Origin of the sequence: Janthinobacterium sp. 67 (assembly GCF_002797895.1) — a bacterium.
Lineage (GTDB): Bacteria > Pseudomonadota > Gammaproteobacteria > Burkholderiales > Burkholderiaceae_D > Janthinobacterium.
Genome location: NZ_PGES01000001.1, coordinates 5698482 through 5721662, shown reverse-complemented (window position 1 = coordinate 5721662; position 23181 = coordinate 5698482). Strand labels below are relative to the sequence as shown.

Annotated in this window: 20 protein-coding genes and 1 tRNA gene; 2 read left to right on the top strand and 19 right to left on the bottom strand. The window is 60.3% G+C overall.

The genetic code is table 11. The features are described from left to right. Positions 1–74: 74 nt before the first annotated feature. The 13 genes from CLU90_RS25690 to CLU90_RS25630 all read right to left on the bottom strand — a co-directional run bounded on the left by CLU90_RS25690 (position 75) and on the right by CLU90_RS25630 (position 15956). Complete coding sequence (locus CLU90_RS25690; RefSeq protein WP_100429174.1) at positions 75–1007, bottom strand: glycosyltransferase family 2 protein; 933 nt, start codon at positions 1005–1007, stop codon at positions 75–77. Then, on the bottom strand, positions 1007–2437 hold the full coding sequence (locus CLU90_RS25685) for an O-antigen ligase family protein (protein ID WP_100429173.1): 1431 nt from the start codon (positions 2435–2437) through the stop codon (positions 1007–1009). The genes CLU90_RS25690 and CLU90_RS25685 overlap by 1 nt, the downstream gene beginning before the upstream one ends. 10 nt (positions 2438–2447) lie before the next feature. After that, on the bottom strand, positions 2448–3956 hold the full coding sequence (locus CLU90_RS25680; RefSeq protein WP_100429172.1) for a lipopolysaccharide biosynthesis protein: 1509 nt from the start codon (positions 3954–3956) through the stop codon (positions 2448–2450). Positions 3957–4073: 117 nt separating this feature from the next. Beyond that, entirely contained in the window at positions 4074–4769 is a 696-nt protein-coding gene (gene epsI / locus CLU90_RS25675) for an exosortase-associated protein EpsI, B-type (RefSeq protein WP_100429171.1), read from the bottom strand. After that, positions 4766–5671, bottom strand: a complete 906-nt coding sequence (gene xrtB, locus CLU90_RS25670) for an exosortase B (RefSeq protein ID WP_100429170.1) — start codon at positions 5669–5671, stop codon at positions 4766–4768. The genes epsI and xrtB overlap by 4 nt, the downstream gene beginning before the upstream one ends. Then, positions 5672–6547, bottom strand: coding sequence for a chain length determinant protein tyrosine kinase EpsG (epsG, locus tag CLU90_RS25665; RefSeq protein ID WP_100429571.1), 876 nt, complete (start codon positions 6545–6547; stop codon positions 5672–5674). 14 nt (positions 6548–6561) lie between these two features. Beyond that, a complete protein-coding gene (gene epsF / locus CLU90_RS25660) occupies positions 6562–7977 on the bottom strand; it encodes a chain length determinant protein EpsF (RefSeq protein ID WP_100429169.1) in 1416 nt (471 codons plus the stop codon). Positions 7978–8039: 62 nt separating this feature from the next. Beyond that, positions 8040–8828 (bottom strand): polysaccharide export protein EpsE, encoded by a 789-nt coding sequence (gene epsE, locus CLU90_RS25655; RefSeq protein WP_198511267.1) that lies wholly within the window; start codon positions 8826–8828, stop codon positions 8040–8042. Between the two features lie 46 nt (positions 8829–8874). Beyond that, a complete protein-coding gene (locus CLU90_RS25650; protein ID WP_100429167.1) occupies positions 8875–9858 on the bottom strand; it encodes an EpsD family peptidyl-prolyl cis-trans isomerase in 984 nt (327 codons plus the stop codon). A 673-nt stretch (positions 9859–10531) separates the two neighbouring features. Continuing rightward, positions 10532–11914 carry an undecaprenyl-phosphate glucose phosphotransferase gene (locus tag CLU90_RS25645; RefSeq protein WP_100429166.1) on the bottom strand — a complete coding sequence of 461 codons (1383 nt, stop codon included), beginning with the start codon at positions 11912–11914 and terminating at the stop codon, positions 10532–10534. An 8-nt stretch (positions 11915–11922) separates the two neighbouring features. Next, positions 11923–13116 (bottom strand): XrtB/PEP-CTERM-associated polysaccharide biosynthesis outer membrane protein EpsL, encoded by a 1194-nt coding sequence (gene epsL / locus CLU90_RS25640; RefSeq protein WP_232731334.1) that lies wholly within the window; start codon positions 13114–13116, stop codon positions 11923–11925. Between the two features lie 103 nt (positions 13117–13219). Then, positions 13220–13951: a CAAX prenyl protease-related protein gene (locus tag CLU90_RS25635; protein ID WP_232731333.1), complete on the bottom strand. Its 732-nt coding sequence runs from the start codon at positions 13949–13951 to the stop codon at positions 13220–13222. A 109-nt stretch (positions 13952–14060) separates the two neighbouring features. Further along, a complete protein-coding gene (locus CLU90_RS25630; protein ID WP_100429163.1) occupies positions 14061–15956 on the bottom strand; it encodes an ATP-binding cassette domain-containing protein in 1896 nt (631 codons plus the stop codon). A gap of 300 nt (positions 15957–16256) precedes the next feature. Here CLU90_RS25630 and CLU90_RS25625 point away from each other — a divergent pair, with 300 nt between their 5' ends. Beyond that, a complete protein-coding gene (locus tag CLU90_RS25625; protein WP_100429162.1) occupies positions 16257–18338 on the top strand; it encodes an acyltransferase family protein in 2082 nt (693 codons plus the stop codon). A 90-nt stretch (positions 18339–18428) separates the two neighbouring features. Then, positions 18429–18503 (top strand) — tRNA-Arg (locus CLU90_RS25620). Positions 18504–18573: 70 nt separating this feature from the next. Here the strand turns inward: CLU90_RS25620 and CLU90_RS25615 are convergent. From CLU90_RS25615 to CLU90_RS25590, 6 genes are all read right to left on the bottom strand, one after another. After that, a complete protein-coding gene (locus CLU90_RS25615; RefSeq protein ID WP_198511353.1) occupies positions 18574–19302 on the bottom strand; it encodes a PEP_CTERM-anchored TLD domain-containing protein in 729 nt (242 codons plus the stop codon). Positions 19303–19424: 122 nt separating this feature from the next. Continuing rightward, positions 19425–19817: a RidA family protein gene (locus tag CLU90_RS25610; RefSeq protein WP_100429570.1), complete on the bottom strand. Its 393-nt coding sequence runs from the start codon at positions 19815–19817 to the stop codon at positions 19425–19427. Positions 19818–19843: 26 nt separating this feature from the next. Further along, positions 19844–20995, bottom strand: a complete 1152-nt coding sequence (locus CLU90_RS25605; RefSeq protein ID WP_100429160.1) for an acyl-CoA dehydrogenase family protein — start codon at positions 20993–20995, stop codon at positions 19844–19846. A 1-nt stretch (position 20996) separates the two neighbouring features. Then, positions 20997–21851, bottom strand: coding sequence for an enoyl-CoA hydratase family protein (locus CLU90_RS25600; protein WP_100429159.1), 855 nt, complete (start codon positions 21849–21851; stop codon positions 20997–20999). A gap of 2 nt (positions 21852–21853) precedes the next feature. Next, positions 21854–22366 (bottom strand): MarR family winged helix-turn-helix transcriptional regulator, encoded by a 513-nt coding sequence (locus CLU90_RS25595; protein WP_092715107.1) that lies wholly within the window; start codon positions 22364–22366, stop codon positions 21854–21856. Positions 22367–22379: 13 nt separating this feature from the next. Continuing rightward, positions 22380–23180 (bottom strand): SDR family NAD(P)-dependent oxidoreductase, encoded by an 801-nt coding sequence (locus CLU90_RS25590; protein ID WP_100429158.1) that lies wholly within the window; start codon positions 23178–23180, stop codon positions 22380–22382. Position 23181: the final 1 nt, after the last annotated feature.

The window sequence follows — 23181 nt, the reverse complement described above, 5'->3', positions numbered from 1 at the left end:
GCCTTCGCGACACATTTTTTATGACATCGGCTAAGGAAGATTATACCGAAATCACCTACCAACAATTCATATTATTAATTGCACTTACGTAACTCACGCCATAGTTCCCACCGTTTTAGCATGGAAGCGTTGCCCAGGGAACACACAAGCACGGTCACGGCCCAGCGCGCAGAAATGGCGCAGCGCGCGGCGCGCCAGAGCTCAGCCAACGCGGCGCCACGCCGCCCTTCTTGCAAGGCAAAACGCGCCACGCTAACCCTCGCATCGGAAACGATGCGCAATGCGGGGCGGCGCGCTGCATCCGAAGCGGGGAGCGAAGTGGCGCGCTGTTCCAGCCGCAAAAAAAACGGAGGCAACGATTGCAGATTATGCACGGCCGTCAGGCTGCCGGCCACATCCACCCGGTATGCTACCAGCCGCGCCGGGCAGTAGACTAGGCGGGCATTTTCTGCCAGCCGGAACCAAAGGTCCTGATCTTCGCCAAAGTTCTCTCCCTCTGGAAAGCAGGGCTGCATGTCCTGCAGCACACGCCGCGGCACGGCCACCGACCCGGTGAAAAAGAATGGGCCGTGGCGATGGCGATGCGCAAAGAAATTATCAATGACAACGCTATCGGAAGGCATATCCCACGCGGCGTCATCAACGCCGCTGACGCGCCGATACGCGGTCGCATAGAAGGCGCCGTCAGGATGCTGGCGCGCCATTGCGCACACGGTTTCAAGATAGGCGGGGCCATACCAGTCATCGGCGTCGAGAAAGCAGATCAGCTCTCCGCGCGCGACCGCCACGCCCGCGTTGCGCGCACGCGATACGCCACCATTCGCCTGACGTATCAAGCGTATGCGCGGGTCGTGCATGGCCTCCACCAGCGCTGCCCCGCCGTCGCGCGAGCCGTCATCGACCACGACAATTTCCAGCTCCTGGTGTGTCTGTGCCAGCACAGAAGCGAGCGCAGCCTGCACATACTGCTCCTTGTTATACAGGGGAACAATAACCGAACAGAGCATCAGGACCAGTTCCCATCGACTGCATGCTGGCGGGCCATTGCCCGATCCCGCTCGAGCCTGGATACCGGCTCATAGTATCGGACCAATACCGCCAGCAGCAGCATATGAATCGGCAGGTCCGGCCCCAGGCTGGCCATCGACAGTGGCACTTCGCTGATCGAACGGCAAATCAGCAGGATGAAGACGGCCAGCGACAAGCCTTGGCTGGCCTTGACAGTCTTGCCAACGAAAACAGCAATCACCAGACTGTAGAACAGCAGGCCAACGGCGCCTACGCTGCCGGCGCTGGACAGGCTCTGAAAAAACTGGCTGTGCGCATGCGTGGCGAACGGCATGCCGATACTGTTGCGGAAAGCTTCATCAAAGATGTTCAAGCCGTAGCCGAACACCGGATACTTGTGCCATTCTTCGATGGCGACCTGCCAGATCTGGTCGCGTCCCATGAAGGTCATCAGTTCCGCTCCGTCGCTGCTGCTGAAGAAGCGTGCGATCTTGTCGCCGGCGCCCCCGAACATAAACACAAGGCACAATCCCGCCCCGCCAAACATCACCAGCAGCACCAGCAGCACCGGCAGATGCGGACGCCGGAAATCTTGAATGCGGGCATTGATTTCATCGCGACGGCTATACCAGGCCAACACGACCGCAGAAAGCATGAACGCGATCCAGCTGGTCTTCGACTGCGTCAACAAGAGGCTCAGTCCGCCCATGGCCCAGCCGATACGCATCAGCCAGACATTCTTGAACGGCTGATACCACAGGCACAGCATAAACAGCACGCTCAACACGCCCATGCTGTTGGCATGGATGGTCAGGCCAGCATAGCGCAGCTTCAGGCCCGGTATCAGGCCGTGGTAATTCGTGCTCATCACCAGACTATGCTTCCACAACAGACAAACGGCACTGGCGCCAAGCAGGATATACAGGGCATTGCGCAACACGACCGTCATCGCATCCACATCGGCCTTGGTATTGGCCAGCAGCGCGGCCTGGCAAGCCAGCAGCGCGTACAGAAATTCGTGCGATACATAAGGATACTGGCCAAACAGGCCCGGACTGAGCGTATTTGTCGCGAAAAATATCCAGAAAGCAAACAGCAGCATGCCAGGCAGCGGCTTGCTGGGATTGTCGGTCAGCATGCGCCGCAAGATGCGCTCGCTGCAGGCAAAGATCAGGAAGATGGAGTTCAGGCGCCCGACCCAGGTCACGATGGGACTCTTGACGGAAATCGCCGCCACCACATCTTCGGGGAACGCCAGGTCACGCGTCGACAAGAGGATGGACAGGGCATAGTTGAGCAGAATCAGGTAGGGGATATACTGCATCACCCCCAACTCACGGTTCCTTCCCCAGTGCGCGCTCAATGCGGCACCCGTCACGACTGCGATTGCGGCGATCAATACCACCAAGCCGACGATAAATTCAATCATATCAATCTCATCATACTGAACATTTACTACGAAGATAAACACCGACCCGTGCCGGCACCGGCGGACTGAAACGTCCAAGCAGGTCGACTATGCGCCGGCCCAGCAATGGCGGATGCATCATGCCGGCCAGCAGACACAGGCCGCCACCGCCGAATGAGCCGAGCAACAAGGCCGGCAACGGTCCATGCCCGAGGCCATGTCCCAGCAGCGAGCCGCCATGGGCGCCGGCCGCCGCGAGCAGCATCAATACGAGGGAACGCCAGGCACTGGGCCACAAGTGCGCCGGCCCCAGTTGCAGGCGGCGGCATGCCGCGGTGCCGATCACCAGCGCGCGCGCCAGCAGGGTGCCTGCGGCGATGGCAGCGGCGACCAGCACGCCCAGGCCTGCAAACTGCCAGAGCGCCAGGCAGGCCAGCACGATCAGCGGCATCTGCAGCAAGGACTCCAGGTGCTTGCCGCCCGTATTCCACAAGATCGGCGTGGACATGCCCCAGGTGACGTAGGCTGGCATGCCCAAAGCCAGGACGGCCAGCACGCGGCTCGACTCGCGCCAGGCATCGCCATACAAGGTGGCGATCAGGTCGCCGGCCAGGCAGGCAAGCACGACGAACACGGGACCAATCACGATCCAGGTGGCGGCAATCACGGACAGATAGGCTTGCCGCAGGCCCGGCAGATCATCCTGCAGACGGGCGCCGGCCGCGAGGAAGGCCGGCTGCAGGGCGCTGAGAAACAGCGAATTGGGCGTATTGGCCAGGTTATAGCCGACCGCATAGACGCCCACCGCATGCGCGTTGAGCATACGCCCGAGAAAAACACGGTCCAGGTTGTTCAAGAACCAGTTGCTCAGGTTGGTAATGAAGACCGTGCTACCCGTATTCGTCGAGCGGCGCGCGCCCGGATACCACAGCAGCGGGCGCAGCGTATGGGGGTTGCGGCAATAGGTCAGTACCAGCAGGCTCAGCGCCTGCACCAGCCAGGCGCTGACGAGCGTCCAGACGCCGGCCCCCATCAGTGCCAGCGGCACGCCCACGCACAGATAACCGAGCGCATAGCTGAGAATCTGTGCAATGTTAAGCCAGCGAAAATCGAGCCGGCGGCGCAACAGATTGCTGCTCGGCGCCGTCATCGCGCTCAGCAAACACGTCAGGCTCAGCCAGCAGACGATCGGCGCCAGGCGCGGTTCCTTGAAATAGGCGGCAATCCACGGCGCCAGCAGGTACAGCGCCAACATGGCAGCCGCGCCGGACAGGACTTGCCACGTAAAGGCAAAGCGGATGTCATCGTCCTGCAGCTCCTGATTTTGCACCAGGCCCCAGGCAAACCCGAAATCGGCCAGGAAGGTGCTCAAGGTCATGACCAGCAGCCCCATGGCGAACAGGCCATAGATTTCCGGTCCCAGCAAACGGGCCAGCACGATCTGCACCCCCATCTGCAGCACGAAACGGGTTACCGTGCCAAGTGCGGCCCACTTGACGGCGCTGACCGCCCGCGTCTTGATGTCAGCGCTGGCGGGCATGGCGGGACGCTGGCCAGGAAAAAGCGTTCAGGCGCTGCAAAGAGGTATTAATGGTGAGTCCTATCGATAAAATTTCAGGGCGCGTACGCCGTGGCAGGCGACGCACCGGCGCCCGGATCAGCCGGGAAAGCTGCCGATGATGCGTGCGCGGTCCTGCGGTTTCATACTCGACAACATGGCCCGCACAAAGCCTTCCTGTATCGCATAGGCGGCCCCCGTGTCGCTATCGATACTCGATACGCGTACCAGCATGGCGTCGGGAATCGCGCCGCTCAAGCCATAGCGCAGCTCCTGCATGCGCTGGTCCATGCCGGGAGTGAGCGCCTTGTCGCCCACGGTAATCCAGTAGGTGATCGGTTCCTGGCGCGGGCCATTAACGGCATACAGGTGTTTCACCGGTATCGTGCCGTATGCAGTGCTGACCTCGCTGCGGCCCGACTTCTGCACTTCGAAGCCTTGCGCGCCATAGCAGACTTCGGGCAAGTGCACGGCCATATTGCTGCTTTGGTCGCCGCCATAGGCAATCGACAGCATCACGCGGTTTCCCTGCGGGTCGATATACGTGCGCGACAGGGTCTGGTTGTATATCTTGTCCAGGCGCGCCTGGGTTTCCGGATCGACCTGCAGCGGGATGATGCTCGTATCGATGGTCCAGCCGCCAAATGCAGCGGGAATGATCTCGGCGAGCTGGAACTGGCTTTTGCTGTCGGCAATCTTGACATTCGGCGTCAGGTGCTTGGCCAGGCCGGCAGATGCCACCATCAGGATGCCGGCCAGCACGCTGACCTGGACGGAACGGCTGATTGCTTTCATGCTTGACTCCGTAAAGCTTTGCGCTCGCGCATTTTAACGACCCATTGCAGCAGGGTATCGACGGACAGAATCAGGATCAGCGCCGTGATGAACAGCACCATGCCGGCGAAACCATGCAGGAAGCCCTGCCCTGCCGCATCGCCAAAATAATAGGTAATCAGGGTCAGCACGATGACGCGCACGACGTTGGCCGAGAACGAGATCGGGATGATCATGATGGCCAGCGCAATATTGCGCAGGGCCGAGGTATGGCGCACCACATTCAGGTAAAACAGGCCCAGCGCTTCCAGCGACAGCAAGGTCTGCAGGCCGGCGCAGGCGTCCGCCACCATCAGCTGGTACTGGCCTATCTGCAGGATCACGCCGGTACGGGCGATCGGATAGCCGGCAAAGAACAGCAGGTGCTCGACCACGTACGACACCGCCATTTTCATCGGCATGGTCAGCATGATGACGAGCTGCGCAGGCAACGGCACCATGAACAGCATGAAGAAAAAGGGAAACCACAACACTTTCAGGGCGCGCATGCCCCGCTTGAGCAGCAGCACCGCCGCCAGCATCCAGATGAAGGAACCGATTTCAAAGGCGATGATGTGCTGCGAACGGCCCAGTACATACAGTAGCAGCGCGATGGCCAGCACGGCCCAGCCCAGTGCGCTGGGCTGGCTGCCACGGGTTCTTTCCAGCATGTCCGGCCAATTGCGCCAGATCAGCCACAGCGACAGGAACAGGATGATGGGGCCATGCGCCTGCTCTTCCGTGGCCCAGATGCCACCGAACAGGCCGGCAAAGGAAGGAATATACATGGCAAGCAAGCCCAGGGCGAGCGGCAGCCATTCCGGCAGATACTCTTTGCATTGCTGCAAATTCACGCCATTCCAGCGCTTGACTTGCGTATTCATTTAGAAATCCACCATCACGGAACCGACCACCTTGGCGCCGCTCTGCGCGATCTGTTCGGCCATGGCGTTGATGTCGCCCAACAGGGATTGATTCTTGCGCGCCACGATCAGCACGCCGCCTGCGCGCGCCGCAATGGCCATGGCGTCGGAGCCGAGCGCATATGCAGCCACGTCATAGATGACGATGTCGAACAGCGATTCGAGTTCCGTGTTCAGGCTGGCAAACGAGCTACGGCTGAGCAGCTCCTGCGGATTCGGCGGCAAGGTGCCCGAGCCCAGCACGGACAGGTCGACGAACGATTCGACCTTAGTGATGACGTCGAGCTGGGCGCGGCCAGCGAGTACGTCGGACAAGCCTTGACGTGTCTGGACATCGAAAATTTCATGCTGGCGCGGATTGCGCAAGTTAGCGTCGACCAGCAGGGTGCGTTCACCCAACTGCGAAAACACGACGGCCAGATTGGCGGCAAACAGGCTGGCGCCGTCACCGGACGCACCGCCCAGCACCACCAGCGCCTTGTGCCCGCGGGCAAACCATCGCAGCATGAGCTGGCTGCGGATCGCGCGCAGCTTTTCCACTTGCGGCGTGAACGGCTCGTAGGCCGCCACCAGCAGGTGCGAATACTTGCCCTCGCCTTTTTGCAGGTAGGGATAGTCGAACTGGCGTGCCAGCACCTGCTGGATGTCGGCTTCCGTGATCAGCCCCAGGCGCATGGCCGCTTCGCCGAAGCGGATGCCGAGTTCTTTTTGCATGCGCAGCACGCGCTCGGCGTTCTCGGGCGTGATCTTGCCCGACTCGAGCAGCAGACCGCCAATACTGGAGTCGCCGGTACGTGGCACGGTGTTCATTGAAATGGGGAGCGCGGCTTGGTTCATCGTCATATCCATGTTTAACGTAAGCGCAGGCGGCGCGGCAGAATGCCGTTCAACGCACCTTTTTTGCGCGGCGACTTGTTGGCATTCCAGTCGATGGCGCCGAAGACGGGAATCTGCAGCGTTTCTTGCAAGTCGGCTTCCGAACGCACGCGGCGATACAGCATCTCGATCACGATGGCCAGACCCACGCCCAGCAAGGTGCCGAGGAAAATCGACAGCAAGGTATTGAGCAGCACGCGTGGACCGGCCGGATCGATCGGCGGCACGGCAGGATTGAGCACGGAAATATCCGACTGCTCCGCCTGGCCTTCGATGCGCGTTTGCGACAGGCGCTGGGACGTTACGTCGAAGGCGCGCTGGGCGCTCTCGACATCCTTCATCAGCACGCCCATCTCGTCGCGGGTACGGTTCAGTTCCAGCACCTTGGCCTTTTGCGCCTGCAGGGCGGCGCGCACTGCCGCTTCGCGCTGCTGCAGGATCTGCGCATTGTTGCCAACGCTGCTGGAGGTATTGGCCAGCTGTTCGCGCAGGTCGGCGCGCAGCTTGTCGACTTCCGCTTTTGCGCTCTCGTATTGCGGGTGGTTGCGGCCCAGGCGCTGGGCGATTTCAGCCAACTTGCCTTCGGCGTTGCCCAGGCCAATCTTCAAGTTCTGGATCAGCGGATTCGACGACACGTCGGGCGACGCCATGCCATTGCTGCCCTGCGCCATGCGCTGGCGCGACGATGCTTCCATCGACTGACCCTGGGCCATGACCAATTGCGCCGACAAGTCATTCAGGCGGTTCGATTCGACATCAAGGCGGTTGTCGACGCTGACGATGCCATTGTCCTGCTGGTATTTGGAGAGCTTGCTTTGCGCCACTTCCAGGTTATCGCGCAGCAACTTGGTCTGTTCGCTGAAGTACGTCGAGACGCGGCGCATCGGATCGACCTTCAGCTGGATGCTGGTCTTTTGATACTCGTCAGCAAAGGCATTCGCCACGGCAGCCACGAACTGCGGATCGCTGCCCTTGAAGCTGATGTCGACCACGCTACTTTCGCGCGATGGCACGATTTCCACTTTTTTCAGCAGCAGATCGGCCAGCCAGTCGCGCACGGTCCCGCCCTTGCCTTCGGTCGCTTCATTGAATTGCGCGATCACGGCCGGGCTTTCCGCCAGTTTCAAATGGTCGACGACGCGCAGCGCTACGTTCTTGCTGCTGATGATGTCGATTTGCGTCGCCATGAAACCAGGCAACAACTGGCCCGGCATGGCCAGGCCCGTCAGCGGGTCGACCCCTTTGTAGTTCAAGAGCAACGAACTTGTCGCCTTGTATGTTTTAGGCAAGAGCAAACTGACCGACAGCGTGCCGAGAACAGTGACCAGCAGCGTGACCAAGATCAACTTCTTGTGCGCACGCAGGATCAGTAGGAGCTGTGACAAATTCATGGGAAAACCTCAACACAGAATGAAAAATATCCGGCTTGCGCCGGAAAGATACGGACACAGGCTTAGAACAGGCTTTCCTGCACGTACACCATATCGTCAACTTGCAGCAGGTCGTCATGCTTGGCGTTGATGATTTGCAGCTTGCCAGCCTCGTCGCGGCGCTTGATGCGAATGCCGCGCTCGGTGCCGCGCTGCGTCAGACCGCCGCCGACAGACAGCGCCTGCAGCACCGTCATCGAACGTTCGAGGCGGAAGGCGCCCGGGCGCTGCACTTCGCCATAGATATAGAAACGCGGTGCGCGCTCGACAAAGATCACGTCGTTGCCGGCCACATCGAGGTCGCGGTTCAAGTCGGCCGAGCGCACCATGTCGATGATATCAATGATTTCACGCGTGGTCTTGCCATTGCGCTTGCGGATCAGGCTGACCGTATCGCCGCCATCGGCGCCAACGCCGCCCGCCATGGCCAGCATGTCCATCAGGCTGCGCTTGCCCTCGATCGGATAGCGCCCGGGGCGGTTGACTTGCCCCAGTACCGATACTTGCTGGCTTTGCAGCTGGGTGACGATGATATTGACCTGCGCCTTGCGCAGGTAGCCGCCGCTTTCCAGCAAGCCGCCCAGCTTCTTCTCGGCAGCCGATACGGACAGGCCGCCCAGGGCTACGTTACCGACCAGGGGGAAGGTGATTTCGCCCGCTTCGCTGACGCGCGTTTCGAGCGCCAGGTCGGGATTGCCGTAAACGGAGATTTTCAGCACGTCGCCGGCGCCCAGCTGGACATCGGCAGCGCCGGCAAAACCGGCACTCAGGGCCAACAGGGTAGCCATGCACCACATCAGAAGTCGTTTCATGATTCGTTCATTCCATTGATGAGTTTCTTACCTAAAATGCTGCGACTTATTTCAAGCCAGCAACGCCACGATCATTTGCTTCCGAAGGACTCCGCGCCGGTGCGGCCTGGGCCGCAGGTGCCGGCGCCGGCGCCGGTGCGCTGGCCGCTGCCGATGCGGTGGCTGGCGCCGCATCCTTGCCCAGGTATTCGATCTTGGCGGTGGCGCGCAAACGCTTCAGTTCAGCATCGGCGGCATCCTTATTTTTCTTGTTGAACAAAAACTGTTCGATCTGCGGCGCGGCCTGTGCCAAGGTCACGGGATTGTCGCGGATATCGGCCAGGGAAATGAGCAAGGTGCGGTCGCCCTCGCGGATGATGAACAGCTGGCCCTTCGGCATCGACAGCAATTTCGCGCTCAGCTCGGGCGCCAGGTCCGCGCTGGTGCGCGACAACTGGGTACGGGCATACTTGACCTTGTTCGCGTCGAGCCATGCGGCAACGTCGTCCAGCGTCTTCGCCGCATCCATGGCCGCCTTCAGCTTGTCATTCATGTCGGCGCTGGCAATGACCAGTTCACGCATGTCGAACTGCTTGCGTTCGGTGAAAAATTGCGGATTCTTGTGGAAGTACTCTTCCACTTCCTGCTTGGTGGGACGGGCAACCGTGCCGATGCGCTTTTGCATGTAGGCTTGCGCTACGATCAGCGCCTTGGCGCGCTCGATCGCCTGCACCACCTTGGGATCGCGGTCCGTCTTGTCCTTGGCTGCCTCGTTCTGCAACAACTGGCGGTCGATCAGCGATTCCAACAACTGCTTGCTGGCCGCTTCCTGTTGCGGCGCCTGGACATTGGCGCGCTGCATCTCTTCATTGAGTTGCAGGACGGTGATTTCTTCCCCATTCACACTCGCCAACGCCTGGCCGGGCTTTTTTTCTTTATTGCCACAGGCAGACAATCCTGCGACGGCCAGTACCACCAGGCCTGCGCACAGCAGGCGGGAACGCGTGGTGGACTTGCTCGAGGACACACGGGCGATTTGCGCTTGGTTCAAAATGACTCCTTCGGTTCAGGTAAGGAAATCCGCTGACGGTTTTGTGATTGTCATGATAACTCACTTAACAACAAAACATTGTCAAAAAAAGCAGATTTCGATTGAAATTATGGGCTTGCGACCACATGATTGTCAATATTATAAATATGATACACAATGTACTAGCTTGCTAGGAAACTATTTGCTTAAAAAACTATTAAAAGGTCTTAAAAACAACTGTTTCGTCAGAAACACAAGCATCGCAATCGCCAGGCTTCGATAAATAATTCTCACAAGGCAATATTTCTCGTGCAGCGACGGGTACCTGCTCTGCACCGCACAAGAATGGGAGGCGGGCCAGCACGGGAAAGCGGCGGGGTTGGGGCCGGTGCATGGGGGACAGCATGTGTTCAACTGCTCCCATGCGCCCTGCGGGCCGGGCATGGCGCCTGCGGGCATGACGCGCATGCCACAGGCCACAATCTGGCCCGCCGCCAGGCAGGCGGAGCATGTCACCGTGCACATCATGTCGCCGTGCTTGCCTCATAGGGTCGTATGGCTCGTCGAATCACTGTTCAGCCGGTTCCAGGAACCGGCTATTGGACATCCTGCATGACTGCGTCATTTTAACGCGGATTAAATCTCTGCAAAAAATATTCAGGTCCGGTGTGTGCGGCCCGCCATCGGCCTGCGGTCAATGCGCGTTATCGCGTTTCAGCACTACTTTGATGGTGCGCAAAATGATCCACAAATCCAGCCACAGCGACCAGTTGCGCAGGTAGTCGAGGTCGAAATGGATGCGCGCTTCCATTTTGTCGAGCGTCTCCGTCTCGCCGCGCAAGCCGTTCACCTGTGCCCAGCCGGTAATGCCCGGCTTGACCTTGTGGCGCAACATATAACCCTTGATCAGTTTGCGGTACTGCTCATTGTGCGCCACCGCGTGCGGACGGGGTCCGACGATGCTCATCCGCCCCTGCAGGACGTTGATGAACTGCGGCAGCTCATCGAGAGAACTGCGGCGCAGAAAGGCGCCGATACGCGTCACGCGCTGGTCGTTCTTGGTGGCCTGCACGACCTTGTCGCCATCCTCGCTGACCGTCATCGAACGGAATTTATAGACGATGATTTCCTCGCCATACAGGCCGTAACGGCGCTGGCGAAAGATCACCGGCCCCTTCGACGTCGCTTTGACGGCGATGGCGATGACCAGCATCACCGGCAGCAGCATGATCTGGATCAGCAGACCCAGCACGATGTCGCTGCCCCGCTTGACCATGCTGTTAAAGCCCGTGAACGGCGATTCGCGGATGGCGATCACCGGCATGCCGCCCACATTATCGAAACGCGCCTGCATCAGGTCGAAGATATAAATATCCGGCAAGAAGTACACGGACGCCGTCGTATCCTGCAGTTCATCGAGCATTTTACGGATGCGCGGCTGCGCCGAAATGGGCTGGCTGATGAATATCATCTTGATATTGTGTTCGCGCACATAGGCGGCGATATCGGCCATCTTGCCCAGCATGGGCTCACGCATTTTCTCGGGCCAGCGGTCATCGGTACGGTCGTCAAAAAAGCCCCGTACGCTCATGAACAGATTCGGATTGCGCTCGACGGTGGCAGCAAATTTCAGACTGGCATCGTTGGCGCCGATGATGACGACGGAGCGCACTTCGCTGTCGCGTCCGGGATCGGCCACCATGCGCCGGGCGGCCAGATGGCTGAGCAGCAATATGAATGGCGTCAGCAGAAACCAGGCCAGCACCAGTTCGCGGTCGAAATGAAAAGCCAGTCCTGTCGCCGAACCCAGGAATACCAGAATCAGGGCTGTGATGCCCCAGCTGACAAAAATATCGCGGGTATAGGCCAGCATCCGACCGCTGCGCCAGGTGCGGTAAGGGTCGACATACTGGAATACGGACGAGGAAATAAAGAACGCAAGGATCATCAATACCAGCGAATAGCCAGTAAAGGGGGAACCTGACAAGGCGGACAACAGATACAGCGTACCCATGATGATCAATGGGTCGAGTATGCGCTGAAAGAACGAAATCAAGGGTATATCATTAACCGTCATAGTGCTCTTCAGAACTGGACACTGGCGCTGAACGACACGCCTTTGGCGCGGAAACTGCCAGTATTAATAATAGGTGCGCCCTTGCGCGTGTCGCGGAAGGCGTTCAGACCCAGCTGGATATTTGGCTGCGGAGCATAGGTTAGTCCCAGAGATTCGGTATGCGAGGTGTCGCTGACATCGACGGGCAATACCAGGCCGCTGGCGGCCGAAAAGTCGCGCTTCTCGCGGCGCAGTTGCGCATCCATGCGAACCTTGGACGTGATATCCCAGGCGGCGGCAACACTGGCGCCATTATTCAGGCTGCTCGAAATCAGCGCATTTTCCACTACTCCATACTCATGCCACAGGGAACCGGTGAAACGCACCTTACCCAGAGGCGCCCAGTTCACCACGATGCGCCCGTTGGCGCCGCTCGAATTGCGCCCCGAATAAAAGGAATGGCTGCGGCGCACCCATCCGCCCAAGAGTTGCACTTGGGTAATCGCACTGTAATTCCAATAAATATTCGCCTTGATCTCATCCTGAGTATAGCCATCGTCGACGCCGAACTGGCCGCCGTTGACGCGATTCGGATAGCTGCCATTGATATGCCGCAACTGCACGCCGACACGACTATTACTTGCAGGCAAATAATCAAGCCCCAGTTCCGTCGCTTTTTCTTCACGGTTGGACACGCGCTGCGACAGCAAGTCATACGAGTAGCGCTCACGGCTGTAAGCGCCACGCACGCGCCAGCTCGGATGGAAACGCCAGCCGCCATCGACGTACTCTCGCTGACGCGTACGCAAATTGCGTTCAGTGCTCTGGAAATCGCTGAACGGCGTCAGGGTTTGCGAATACAGGGCGCCCGCATGGCCATCGAGATGATTACCTAGATGCCATTCAAGATCGGCCAGGAAATCCTTACCGCTGTAGTTGAACTGGTCAAAATGCTGGAACGACACGCGCGACCACTTGGCCTGTCCCGTCAGCACTTGGCGCCCGATCGGCCGGTTGACGAGAAAACCTGCCTGTACCTGGCGCGACGTATCGGAACGGGGACCGTTATAGCCGGGAACATTGTCGTCGAGGCGCAACAGATTGTCGTCATAGGAATACGAGGTCGCCAGGAACGGGGAAATGGTATCGCTCCAGGCGGCCATTGCCGACGAGCTGGCCACACCTCCGACCACGAGCACGCAAGCGGCACGCAAGATAGACATGAGCGGCATGCCAGGCGGTAGACATGGGTGGCTACGGAGGCTTTTTGGCGGGGAATTCAACATGGGCTTTGTCTTTGAAAGATCAAACAGTTAGTTGGCAATATTACCAGTAAGTCCAGTGTCCACCGGAAACAATCCAGAGGCCCAGCACGCCGTTCGTCACGCCGTGCGCCAGGATGGGCGACCACAGGGACTGGCTGCGCATGTACAGCAGAGTATAGGCGGCGCCGGCAACAATGCCCGCCAGCCACAAATTATGTTCAAAACCAAACAACACGACGCTGACAACAAATGCCTTGGCACTGGCCAGGCGGGGCTGAAATGCAAGAAAATCCTGGGCATCGATCCAGCGCAACAGGAAGGAGCGCCAGAACAGCTCTTCCATCACGGGCACCACGAGCGCCGCGCCGGCGATGCGCAGCACCACCAGGCTCCACTCGATCTGGCCGTCATTGCGCGGGTCGAAGCCGTCGGCGCTGCCGATACTCATCCAGCCTGCGTCCAGATTAATCCACAGCAAAAAAACAACAAGCCCGGTGGCCAGCGCCACAGCCAGCGCGCGCGCGCCCAGCGGCGACCACCGCAGTTCCGTGTAACTGCGGCGCCAATACAACAACATGCCCAGCACGACGCCGATCTTGATGGCATACAGCCAGCGCATGTCCTGCGCGGCAACGCCCAGGCGGGCCAGCATGTCGGCGATGAAAATGAAGGAGAGGTAGGCCAGGAATGGCGCTACCCGGGGCAAGGCGGCGCGGTCAAACATGCTGATGCGCACCGGAGGTGGCACCACGCGCCGGACGTCGTGGTCCGGAGCGCGTGTTTTCGATAACAAACATGCATCCTCCGATGTAAAAAATATAATTATATAATTATATCAAGCAGAACCGTTGCCGTGGCAAGTAATCCTAACTTAAATTACAACAGAGAATGCAAGAAACTAATCAGGCATTGCTGCGCGCCTCGATCTGCTCCCACTTTTCCAACGCTTCCAGCAGTTCGCCTTCGATCTCGGCCACGCGCGCGTTCAGGCGTTTGCCTTCGGCCGGCGTTTTCTTGTAGAAGTCCGGATGCGACAGTTCGGCGGCCAGCACCGATTGCTCGTCTTCCAGCTTGGCGATCAGTTTCGGCAACTCTTCCAGCTCGCGCTGTTCCTTGTAGCTGAGCTTTTTCTGCTTGGCCGCCGGCGCTGCCGCTTCGACAACCTTCACTGCCGGCTTGCTGGCGGGCGCCGTGGCGATCGGCAAGGTGCGCACGCGTTCCCAGTCCGTGTAGCCGCCGACGAATTCGCGCCACTTGCCCTCGCCTTCGGCGACGATCACTTGCGTGACCACGTTGTCGAGGAAGGTACGGTCATGGCTGACGAGGAAAACGGTGCCGGTGTATTCTTCCAGCAACTCTTCCAGCAATTCCAAGGTATCGATATCCAGGTCATTGGTCGGCTCATCGAGCACCAGCACGTTGGCCGGCTTGGCGAACAGGCGCGCCAGCAGCAAACGGTTGCGCTCGCCACCGGACAGCGACTTGACGGGCGAACGGGCACGTTCCGGCGCAAACAGGAAGTCGTTCAGGTAGGTCATCACGTGGCGGCGCTGGCCATTGATCTCGACCCAGTCGCTGCCGGGTGCGATGGTTTCCATCAGGTTCGCCTCTTCGTTCAGCTGCGTGCGCATCTGGTCGAAATACGCCACCTGCAGCTTGGTGCCCAGGCGGATGGTGCCCGTGTCCGACTGCTCTTCGCCGAGGATCATTTTCAACAAGGTGGTCTTGCCGGCGCCGTTGGCGCCGATCAGGCCGACCTTGTCGCCGCGCAGGATGGTGGCGCTGAAGTCCTTGACGATGACCTTGTCGCCATAAATCTTCGATACGTTTTCCAGGTCCGCCACGATCTTGCCCGAGCGTTCGCCGGCCGATACGTCCAGCTTGACTTGTCCCTGCTGTTCGCGGCGCGCATTGCGCGTCAGGCGCAGCGCTTCCAGGCGGCGCACGCGGCCTTCGTCGCGCACGCGGCGGGCCTTGACGCCCTTGCGTATCCACACTTCTTCCTGCGCCAGGAACTTGTCGAACTTGGCGTTTTCCACTTCTTCGATTTCCAGCTGCTCGGCCTTGCGCACCTGGTACGCCGTGAAGTTGCCCGGGTACGACAGCAAACGGCCGCGGTCCAGTTCGATGATGCGCGTGGCAACGTTGTCGAGGAAGGAGCGGTCATGGGTAATGAACAGCACGCTGCCCTTGAAGTCGCGCAACAAGCCTTCCAGCCACAAGATGGAACTAAAGTCCAGATGGTTGGTCGGTTCATCGAGTAGCAGCACGTCGGGCGCCGACACCAGCGCGCGCGCCAGCGCCACGCGCTTCTGCATCCCGCCCGACAGGGTTTTCATCGCCATGTCGCCCGTCAGGTTCAGACGGTCGAGCACGGTTTCCACCTTGTTCGGCAAGCTCCACGCATCGGCCGCATCGAGCTTGACCTGGATGTCGTGCATGCGTTCCATCAGTTCGTCGTCATTGCCCTGGCCAAACTGGCCCGTCAGCGCATCGTATTCCTTCAGCCACGCCTGCGATTCGCCCATGCCGGAAGCGACGGCGTCAAATACGGACATGTCCGGATCGAATTGCGGCTCCTGCTCCACATACGCGATCTTGATGCCCTGTTGCATGACGAGCAAGCCATCATCGAGCTTGAACTTGCCCGAAATAACCTTCAACAGCGACGATTTACCCGTGCCGTTGCGGCCGATCAAGCCGACCCGCTCCGAGGTTTCCAGTGAGAATTCCGCGTGATCGAGCAGCGCGACGTGACCGAACGCAAGTTGCGCCGATGAAAGAGAAATGACAGCCATAATGAGTAAGAGTGCTCGGGCGCCGTCTCGCGCACACCGCGTGGTGTGCAAAACAGCCGCCGATTGGATGAATGAAGCACGCATTGTACCGATACTCACGCCAGCATAGGCAGTTCTTGCCGAACTGATTCGGTTTCCAGCCGCCACCTCCGCCTGCCAGATTGCTTTTTTGATCATGCCGCCCCTGCGGCGGCACCCAAAAACGCCTGAAAAATATCATAATTTTCACAACATATGATGCTAAAATTAAAACATTTTTAACGGCGAGAGAAATGCCGCCTCCGCAATTTATTCTTCAGGCTGAAGAGTAGACTGCTCGGCATACGCCTCAGCAGGGAGACTATTCTGAAAGTTACAGCAAGCACCGCTCATCCGGGCGGACTGCCCTACCGGGCCGACATCGACGGTTTGCGCGCCGTGGCCGTGCTCGCCGTCATCCTGCATCATGCCTGGCCGAACTGGTTCGTCAGCGGTTTCATCGGCGTCGATGTCTTCTTCGTCATTTCCGGCTACCTGATCACCTCGATCATCCTCATGCAACTGGAAGCGGGCAAGTTCAGCATTGCTGACTTCTATGTGCGGCGCATCTTTCCCGCACTCGTGCTGGTGCTGTTTGCCACGCTGCTGTTTGGCTGGGTGGTCCTGCTGCACGGCGAATTTCGCCAGATAGGCAAGCACATCGCGGCGGGGGGCGGCTTTGTCGCCAATCTCGTGTTCTGGTCCGAGGCCGGCTACTTCGACAGTTCGGGGACATCGAAGCCCTTGCTGCACCTGTGGTCGCTTGGCGTGGAGGAACAGTTTTATCTGCTGTGGCCTCTGATCCTGTGGCTGGCATTTAAGCGGCACCGCAATTTCCTGCTCATCATGGCCATCATTTTCTGCCTGTCGATGGCCATCAACGTCATGACGGTCGAAAGCAATCCGACGGCCGCATTTTATTCGCCCGTGACACGCTTCTGGGAACTCATGACAGGCGGGATTGCAGCTTATCTGCAACTGCACCGCACCGCCTGGACACAGCGCTGGCGCACCGTCGCCTCCGTCGGCGGGACGGCATTGCTGGTGCTGGGCTTTACCTTCGTCAAGCCCGATGTTTTCTTTCCTGGCTGGTGGGCCTTGCTCCCGGCTGGCGGCACTTTCCTGATCATCATGGCCGATGCGGGCCAGGCACTCAACCGCTACTTGCTCAGCAACAAGGCGGCGGTCGGCATTGGCCTCATCAGCTATCCCCTGTACTTATGGCACTGGCCATTGTTATCATACAGTCACATTATCTACGGTGAAAAAACACCGTTCCAGATCAAGGTCGCCCTGATCGCGTCTGCGTTCATGCTGGCCTATCTCACCTACCGCCTGATCGAAGTGCCATTGCGGCAGCGGCGCAACCACAAACATGTCGTCAGCGGCCTGGGAGGGGCCATGCTGGCCATGGTATTGCTGGGCGTGCTCACGGCCGGCGGCGTCCTGCGTGAAAGGATCGATGTGCACGGCGCGGAAATATACTTGCAAGCACTCAACGACAGCGCTTTCCCCGGCCCCTTGTTCACCCCGTTGAGACACCAGAATATCGTCTTTCAAAAAGTCAGCAGCCAGACCAAAGGCTTGACCGTGTTTCTGGGCGACTCAGTGGTTCAGCAATATGGTCCCCGCATCGAACAAGCCATCGCCAGCGATCCGGCACGCTTCAACTCCGTGATCTTCGCCACGGCGGCAGGCTGTCCGCCCATCCTTCACGCGGTAAAGTTACCTCGCTTCAAATTCCCACTTTGCCCTCAAGCAACGGAAGCGGCCTATGACCTGGCAGGCGCCAGCGACGTCGATACGGTCGTCATCGGCGCGGCCTGGTATGGCTATTTCAGCCCCGGCAACCGGGAACTGCTGTTCGAAAAGAATGCATCCGTACTGGCGTTTCCGTCCGCACAGGCAATGGATGCCAGCTATGAGTCGCTGCGCGCGAGCATCGCCCGCCTGTCGGGGCAAGGGAAACGCGTTTTCCTGATACTGCAACCGCCCACCGGCCCGCTTTTCGATCCCCGCAATATGTACACGGGATCGCGCTTCGGCGACATACACCCCCTGCCGAGCATTCCCAATCTCAACAAGCAGGCATTTTTGGAGGAAAATGGCGGCGTGCGCGCGCGCCTGATCGCCATAGCTCGGCACAGTGGCGCACGCATCATCGAGCCGCTCGACTACCTGTGCACGGGAGCGACCTGCCCGGTCACGGATGGCAGCGGCATCCCGGCCTATACCGACCCGGTCCACATGCGTCCCGCCTACAGCAGAAAAATGGCAACCTATCTGGACCAGACCATGCTGCCGCAAGAGGCAAAGAGCCGCGCCGCCCTCAGCACTGCCGTCTTGTCCGGTTCGGCAAGATAAGCGATGCGCAATGGCGCACTGCTTACATTTCCATGGTGGTGTGGGCTATAATTGCGCTCAATTCGGGAGCGAGCAACGACCGATAGCGTCCTCCCCGTAGCACAATGGATAGTGCACATGCCTCCTAAGCGTGGGATACTGGTTCGATTCCAGTCGGGGGGACCAGCCATATTCGACGATGCCTCTTGCAAAAAAGCCCGCGCAACGCGGGCTTTTTCTTGGCATTTTCATGGCATTAAACCAAGCGGCGCTTGCGCTGCAAGAGCATGCCCATCACAGCCAGCCCCACCAGCATCAAACCATAACTGCCAGGTTCCGGTACGGCACTGATGCTGAACACCTGGATGGCGCCATAAGTAATATCAGGATTCGTAAACACGGAACCATCGATGAGGCTCACGCCACCGGGCGGCAGGCCAAAACGGTTATAGGTGTACAACGACGAGTAACCGCCATGCGTCAGATCCCGCGGCACGTAAAGATCATGCCCGCTGCCGAAGGTAGGGCCATAGTCGCCGTCATTAAAAGTCTGGCCGCTACCGATGGTATCGCCGTTGAAATACTGCTTCAATTGCGGCAGCATCAGCCCCGACGTCAGATTGAACAGGAAACCCGTGCGCGCGCTGTCGGCCATCGTCACATGCATGCCGTCCGTGGAACTCCAGCTTTGCGGATTGTAGCCGCCCACCAGCCAGGTCTGCCCCGACGCATTGCTTGCCTCCATCACTGAAAACGTGCGCCCCTTGCCGTCGGATGCCTTGTGAAAATCGAGCGAAGTGTCGCCCGCCGCCTTGCTGTAAATGTTCGTCAGCGCCAGATGGCCTTCGCCAAGCCAGGTTTCCAGCTGCGTCTGATAGCTGGGGGAAAGTAGCGACATACCGGGTCCAGCCTGCGCGCCCAGGCAAACACCCATACCGGCCACGGCCAGCACCACACTTCTTACCGCTTTGAAATTATTGCGCATCATCTACCTCGACTGTCAGTATTTAACACCGGCCTATGCTCCGGTTGCCAAATATAACACGATAGATAATGTTTTTATATTTATTATTTAGATGCTAATACGCAATATTTCATAGCAGAAATTCAGCCAGGAAACACCGCCGTCACCTCGATCTCAACTCTCGCTCTGTCCTCGATCAGTCCCGCCACCTGCACCGCCGTCATGGCCGGGAAATGCTTGCCGATGATTTCCCTGTAGGCAACGCCGATTTGTGGATATGCCGCCACATATTCCTTCTTGTCCAGCACATACCAGTTCATGCGCACGATGTGCTCGGGCAAGGCGCCCGCCTCGGCCAGCACGGCGACGACGTTTTGCAGCGCCTGGCGCACCTGTCCCGCGAAGTCGTCCGTATGGAACTGCCCCTGCGCATCCCAGCCTATCATGCCGCTGACGTACACCGTGCGTCCGCTGGCGGCGATGCCGTTCGCATAGCCGCGCGGCTTGGCCCATCCCGCAGGTTGCAGCACTTGCATATTATTTTCCTCGTTATTCATGTCACTCATACGTCCGCCGCCTCGCGCAGCAATTCGCGCGCGATGATCAATTGCTGTACTTCGCTGGCGCCCTCGTAGATGCGCAAGGCGCGAATTTCGCGGTACAGGCGCTCGACCGGGTGACCACTGACGACGCCCATCCCGCCGAACAGCTGCACGGCCGCATCGATCACCTGCTGCGCCGTTTCCGTGGCCGTCAGCTTGGCCATGGCCGCTTCCTTCGTCACCTTGCGGCCCTGGTCGCGCTGCCAGGCGGCGCGGTAGGTGAGCAGCGCGGCCGCATCGATGCCGGTGGCCATCTGCGCCAATTTTGCCTGCGTCAGCTGGAAGTCCGCCAAGGTCTGGCCGAACATCTGGCGCGCCGTCGCATGGCGCAGCGCTTCGTCGAACGCGCGCCGCGCAAAGCCCAGCGCGGCGGCGGCCACCGACGTGCGGAACACGTCGAGCGTCGCCATCGCCACCTTGAAGCCCTGCCCCGCCTCGCCCAGGCGCTGCGACACGGGCACGCGGCAATTGGCAAAGCGCAGGCGCGCCAGCGGATGCGGCGCGATGACGGCGATGCGCTCGGCGATTTCCAGCCCCGGATTGTCGGCGTCGACGATGAAGGCGCTGATGCCGCGCGCACCGGGCGCTTCGCCCGTGCGGGCGAACACCACGTAAAAGTCGGCGATGCCGCCGTTCGAGATCCACGTCTTTTCGCCATCGAGCACGTAGTCGTCGCCGTCGCGGCGCGCCGCGCACGCCATGGCTGCCACGTCGGAGCCGGCCTGCGGCTCGGACAGGGCAAAGGCGGCAATGCGCTTGCCGCTGGCCACGTCTGACAGATAGCGCGCCTTGTTGTCCAAGCTGCCGAACAGGCCGATGGCGCCCGAACCGAGTCCCTGCATGGCAAAGGCGAAATCGGCCAGGCCGTCGTGGCGCGCCAGGGTTTCGCGCATCAGGCAAATGGCGCGCGTATCGATCTTGCCATCGGTGCCCGTGGCATGCGCAAGCCAGCCGCCCTGCCCCAGTTGCGCCACGAGCGCGCGGCAAGCCGCATCGACGTCGGCGCCGTGCGCGCCGTCCAGGTGCTGCATCGCCCAGGCGTCGAGCTCGGACTCAAGCTTTGCATGATGTGCTTCGAAAAATGGCCAATCCAGATAGCTCATGTCACGCATGTCAGTTACCCTCGAATTGTGGTTTTTCCTTCGCCACGAAGGCGTGATAGGCGCGGTGGAAATCGTTGGTGGCCATGCAAATGGCTTGCGCCTGCGCTTCCGCCTCGATCGCTTCATCGACGCCCATGTTCCACTCCTGCTGCAGCATTTTTTTCGTCATGCCGTGCGCGAACGTGGGGCCGCTGGCCAGGCCGGCGGCGAACAGCTGCGCCGCTTCGGCCAGCTCCTCCGGCTCGACCAGGCGGTTGAGCCAGCCCCAGCGCTCGGCCTCGGCGCCGGCCAGGGAGCGCCCCGTGTACAGCAGCTCGGCGGCGCGGCCCTGGCCGATCACGCGCGGCAGCAAGGCGCAGGCGCCCATGTCGCAGCCGGCCAGGCCCACGCGGGTAAACAAAAAGGCCGTCTTGCTGCGCGCCGTGCCGATGCGGATATCGGAAGCGAGCGCCAGCATGGCGCCGGCGCCCGCGCAAATGCCGTCGATGGCGGCGATGATGGGTTGCGGGCAGGCGCGCATGGCTTTCACCACGTCGCCCGTCATGCGGGTAAACGCCAGCAGGCCGGGCATGTCGAGTTTTGTCAGCGGGCCGATGATGTCGTGCACGTCGCCGCCCGAACAGAAATTGTCGCCGCTGCCCGTGATGACGACGGCCTTGACGTCGTCCGCATGCGCCAGCGCGCGAAACAGCTCGCGCAATTCCGCATACGAGTCGAAAGTGAGCGGATTCTTGCGCTCGGGCCGGTGCAGGGTCAAGGTGGCGACGCCTGCATCGACGGCAAACAGAAAATGCCGCGCCACGTAATGGGCCAGGCTGGCGCGGTTGCCTGGCAGGTCTTGCGGCTGGCCGGGGAGATGGCGCATGGTCAGTCCTTTATCGATGTGTCATTCAGCTGCTGTTTCATGTGCGACAGCAGGTCGATCAACTGGGTTTTGTCATCCGGCGTCACACCGTGCAGCAGTTCGGCGATCCAGCCTTCGTGCACGCGCGCCATCTCGTCGAAGGCGCGCCGGCCCGCCGGCGTCAGCTTGACGCTGTACGAGCGCCGGTCCTTCGGATCGACCACGCGCACCACCAGCTTTTCCTGCTCCAGCTGGTCGGTGATGCCCGTGATGTTGCCTCCCGTGACCATCATGCGCTTGGACAGTTCGCCCATGCGCAAGCCGTCGGGAAAGCGCTCGAGCTGCGCCATCAGGTCGAAGCGCGGCAAGGTGATGCCGAAGGTGGCGCGCAAGCGCGTGCGCACCTCGTTTTCAATCTTCACCGTACACGAGAGCATGCGCAGCCACAATTTCAGCGACTGGTGATGGTCCTGCGTCAGCCGGCTGGCCAGGTCCAGCACGGGTTCGTCGCGCAAATTTTCGGGTTCTTTATCCATGGTCTTCATTCAGTTACATGACTTCGCCGCCGGCGACGGCGATCGATTGTCCATTCATGGCGGACGACGCGGGCAGGCATAGCCACGCCACCGCATCGGCCACTTCCCGCGGCTGCACCAGCCGCTGCTGCGGATTGCCCGCCGCCAGTTCCGCGCGCGCCGCGTCTTCGCCGCGCCCCGTCTTGCGCACGATGTTCTGCACGGCCTGCGCCACCATCTCCGTTTCCGTGTAGCCGGGACAGACGGCGTTGACGGTGACGCCGCGCGGCGCCACTTCCAGCGCCAGCGCGCGCGTCAGGCCAATGACGCCATGCTTGGCCGCGACATAGGCGCTGACATAGCGATACCCCTTCAAGCCCGCCGTCGACGCCACGTTGACGATGCGCCCCCAGCCCGCTTCCAGCATGGCCGGCATGGCCGCTTGGCAGCAGTGGAATACGCCCGTCAGGTTCACGGCCAGCATCTGCTGCCAGATGGCGGCATCCGTCTTGCCGAAAGGCGCCGCATGCGCCTGGCCCGCGTTATTGATCAAGATGTCGATGCGGCCGAAATGCGCGGCCGCCTGCGCAAATCCTGCCTGCACGGACGCTTCCACTGCCACGTCGAGCACGCAGATGGCCACCCTGCCCGCGTGGCCCGCCTCTTCCAGCTGCATGCGCGCGCGCGCCAGCCGCGCGCCATCGCGCCCGGCCAGGGTGACCCTGGCGCCCGCGTCCAGCAAGGCGGCCGCGCAGGCCAGGCCGATGCCGCTGCCGGCGCCCGTCACCAGCGCGTGCTTGTTGGCCAATGCACCGTCCAGTTGTTCCTTGCTCATG